Source organism: Alteromonas sp. BZK5, from assembly GCF_014349115.1.
Lineage (GTDB): Bacteria > Pseudomonadota > Gammaproteobacteria > Enterobacterales > Alteromonadaceae > Alteromonas > Alteromonas macleodii.
In genome coordinates, this window is sequence record NZ_JACSOE010000187.1 from 1 (window position 1) to 3,018 (window position 3,018).

Here is a 3,018-nt window from a genome sequence, read left to right on the forward strand (position 1 = left end):
GGGAATTTGAAAGGGAACAGCCATTCCTGCATTCCCACGCTTTGCTAGGAAACTTGCCAGCGCCTTCTGAGTGGGCAATTATCTATGCGGATTGGTATTGACATCTGTTGGGCTAGCAATGCACCAGGCCAACCTCCCAATAGGCTTAATATATGCAGTTTTGCTTCTGAAACTCGCCGTTTTTCCTTTTTTGCAGCCGATTTGTCTATGCCGTAAAACAGTATGGTAAGCAAACTTACCGCGCCATAAACGATAGGTACTATAAACGGTAGCCGACCTGACAATGTAAATAACGCAAGTGCACCGGAGAAAATACTCAGTACGATAACGTTACGTTTTCTTTGCGAGGTTGGCTTATTGGCGCGTAAACGTTTTGCTTTGTGATCCTTGAGTAAGCTGATGTTGCAGGCGCGGTGATTACCATTTCTATCCTGCTCAACTTCATAAACAATAATGTCGCCATTAACAGGGCGCCTAGAGCGTTGTTTAAACGCTTTGATATGAGTAAACGCGCGCGTGCCTCCACCGTTAGGTTCTACAAAACCATAACCTTTAGCATCATCCCACTGTTGAATTCTTCCCTGATACTTCACTACCACTCCTTTAAAACCATTATGTAGCGTCTTCATTTTTGCTACTTTATCTGTGCTCTATCACCTAGGCATTATTTCACTTGGCCATAGAGTGTGTTGGCGAGAGTATGCACTCAATAAATGGTGTATTCAATACACTAGCGAACACGCTAAGCCCATATAGTAGGCAGCTCTGAGCGCACATTCTTTTGTCTTACCCTTGAAATTACAAAGCCTTCCCCCACTTATTTGTTATTGAATTTGAACGCTGCTGCCTTTGCTAGACGAAAAACGCAGCGGCGCCCAGCTAAACGGGGAATTAACGTGACAACGATTGTATCTGTACGACGTGGGAATCAAGTGGTTATGGCCGGTGACGGACAGGTATCACTGGGTAACACCGTAATGAAAGGTAATGCGCGCAAAGTGCGCCGTTTATACCACGACAAGATTTTAGCGGGCTTTGCTGGTGGCACGGCCGACGCATTTACGCTGTTTGAGCGCTTTGAAGCAAAGCTTGAAGCCCACCAAGGCCATTTGACCAAAGCGGCGGTAGAGCTTGCCAAAGACTGGCGGACTGACAGGGCGCTTCGCAAACTAGAGGCATTGCTTGCCGTAGCAGACGAAACCGCATCGTTTATCATTACCGGTAACGGTGATGTGGTGCAGCCAGAACAAGATCTTATTGCGATTGGCTCTGGTGGTAACTACGCGCAAGCTGCAGCTACTGCACTACTTGAAAATACAGAGCTAAGCGCGAAAGAAATTGCTGAAAAAGCACTGACCATAGCGGGTGATATTTGCGTATTCACTAACCATAGCCAAACGGTTGATGTACTAGATTACTAAGTAATAGCTGAGTGCTGTTATCGGCTTGCTGTCGCTCGTATGAATTTGAGTACAGCAAGCGCTGTTAGAAAAGGGTTTATTCATGTCTGAAATGACACCAAGAGAAATTGTTCACGAGTTAGACCGACATATTATTGGTCAACAAGATGCCAAGCGCGCTGTATCTATTGCACTTCGAAATCGCTGGCGTCGTATGCAGCTTGAACCTGAGCTGCGCCAAGAAGTTACGCCAAAAAATATTTTGATGATTGGCCCTACGGGTGTGGGTAAAACTGAAATAGCCCGCCGTTTAGCAAAACTTGCTAACGCGCCGTTCATTAAAGTTGAAGCGACTAAGTTCACTGAAGTGGGCTATGTAGGTAAAGAAGTTGAGACCATCATTCGTGATCTTGCTGATATTGCGGTGAAGATGACGAAAGAAAATGAAATGAAAAAGGTGAAATTCCGCGCAGAAGAAGCTGCGGAAGAGCGCATTTTAGACGTTTTGCTGCCTCCACCAGAAGATGCATGGGGTAATAAGGAAAATGTTGAAGATCGCGGTACGCGCCAAGCATTTCGTAAAAAGCTTCGTCAGGGCGACTTAGACGACAAAGAAATTGAAATTGATGTGGCACTTCCGCAGGTGGGCGTAGAAATTATGGCGCCTCCAGGTATGGAAGAAATGACCAATCAGCTTCAGGGCATGTTCCAGAATTTGTCGGGTTCGCAAAAGAAAAAGAAGAAGCTGAAAATTAAAGAAGCGTTCAAACTACTTATTGAAGAAGAGGCTGCACGCCTTGTGAATCAAGAAGATTTGAAAGAAAAAGCCATTGAGTCGGTAGAGCAGCACGGTATTGTGTTTATCGACGAAATTGACAAAATCTGTAAGCGTGAGGGCAACTCGTCGGCCGATGTGTCTCGCGAAGGTGTTCAGCGTGACTTGCTTCCACTTGTGGAAGGTTCAACGGTATCGACAAAACACGGCATGGTTAAAACTGACCATATCTTGTTTATCGCTTCGGGCGCATTCCAAATGAGCAAGCCGTCTGACCTTATTCCAGAGCTTCAGGGTCGTCTTCCAATTCGCGTTGAGCTATCTGCCCTTAAAGTCGGTGACTTCAAGCGCATTCTTACCGAGCCGAATGCGTCATTAACGCACCAGTACATTGCGCTAATGAAGACAGAAGGCGTGGATATTAGTTTCGACGATTCTGGTATTCAGCGTATAGCCGAAGCGGCATGGCAGGTGAATGAGCGCACTGAAAACATTGGTGCCCGCCGTTTGCACACCGTGCTAGAGCGCCTTATGGAAGACATCTCGTTTGACGCCTCTGAAAAGAGCGGTGAGTCATTCGTGATTGATGCTGATTACGTTAACAGCCACCTAGAAACCTTGGTAGATAACGAAGATCTGTCGCGCTTTATCTTGTAATTTAGCGCTAAGTAGAAGTTTCCCCGTTAGTTGATATGTTCAACTAACCCTTCTACATGAACAAGAATTAAAAAGCCGACGTTAAGTCTAATGCCAGTCAGTTAAGCTGACTGGCATTTTTCTTTGTGGGGTATTTAGTCGGTCTTTTCCTCACTACTCTGGGGTAATACCTGTCAGGTCGTTTGT

Annotated in this window: 3 protein-coding genes; 2 read left to right on the forward strand and 1 reads right to left on the reverse strand. The window is 45.8% G+C overall.

Annotation, left to right across the window (positions count from 1 at the left end):
- Positions 1-44: 44 nt before the first annotated feature.
- Positions 45-593, reverse strand: coding sequence for a DUF1294 domain-containing protein (locus BIZ39_RS21030; protein WP_168533189.1), 549 nt, complete (start codon positions 591-593; stop codon positions 45-47).
- 303 nt (positions 594-896) lie between these two features.
- Here BIZ39_RS21030 and hslV point away from each other — a divergent pair, with 303 nt between their 5' ends.
- Positions 897-1,421 carry an ATP-dependent protease subunit HslV gene (hslV, locus tag BIZ39_RS21035; protein ID WP_014950969.1) on the forward strand — a complete coding sequence of 175 codons (525 nt, stop codon included), beginning with the start codon at positions 897-899 and terminating at the stop codon, positions 1,419-1,421.
- 82 nt (positions 1,422-1,503) lie between these two features.
- Entirely contained in the window at positions 1,504-2,832 is a 1,329-nt protein-coding gene (hslU, locus tag BIZ39_RS21040; RefSeq protein ID WP_014950968.1) for an HslU--HslV peptidase ATPase subunit, read from the forward strand.
- Positions 2,833-3,018: the final 186 nt, after the last annotated feature.

Excerpts from the sequence above, each read along its gene's own strand:
- hslU (WP_014950968.1), top strand. The coding sequence starts at position 1,504 with ATGTCTGAAATGACACCAAGAGAAATTGTTCACGAGTTAGACCGACAT.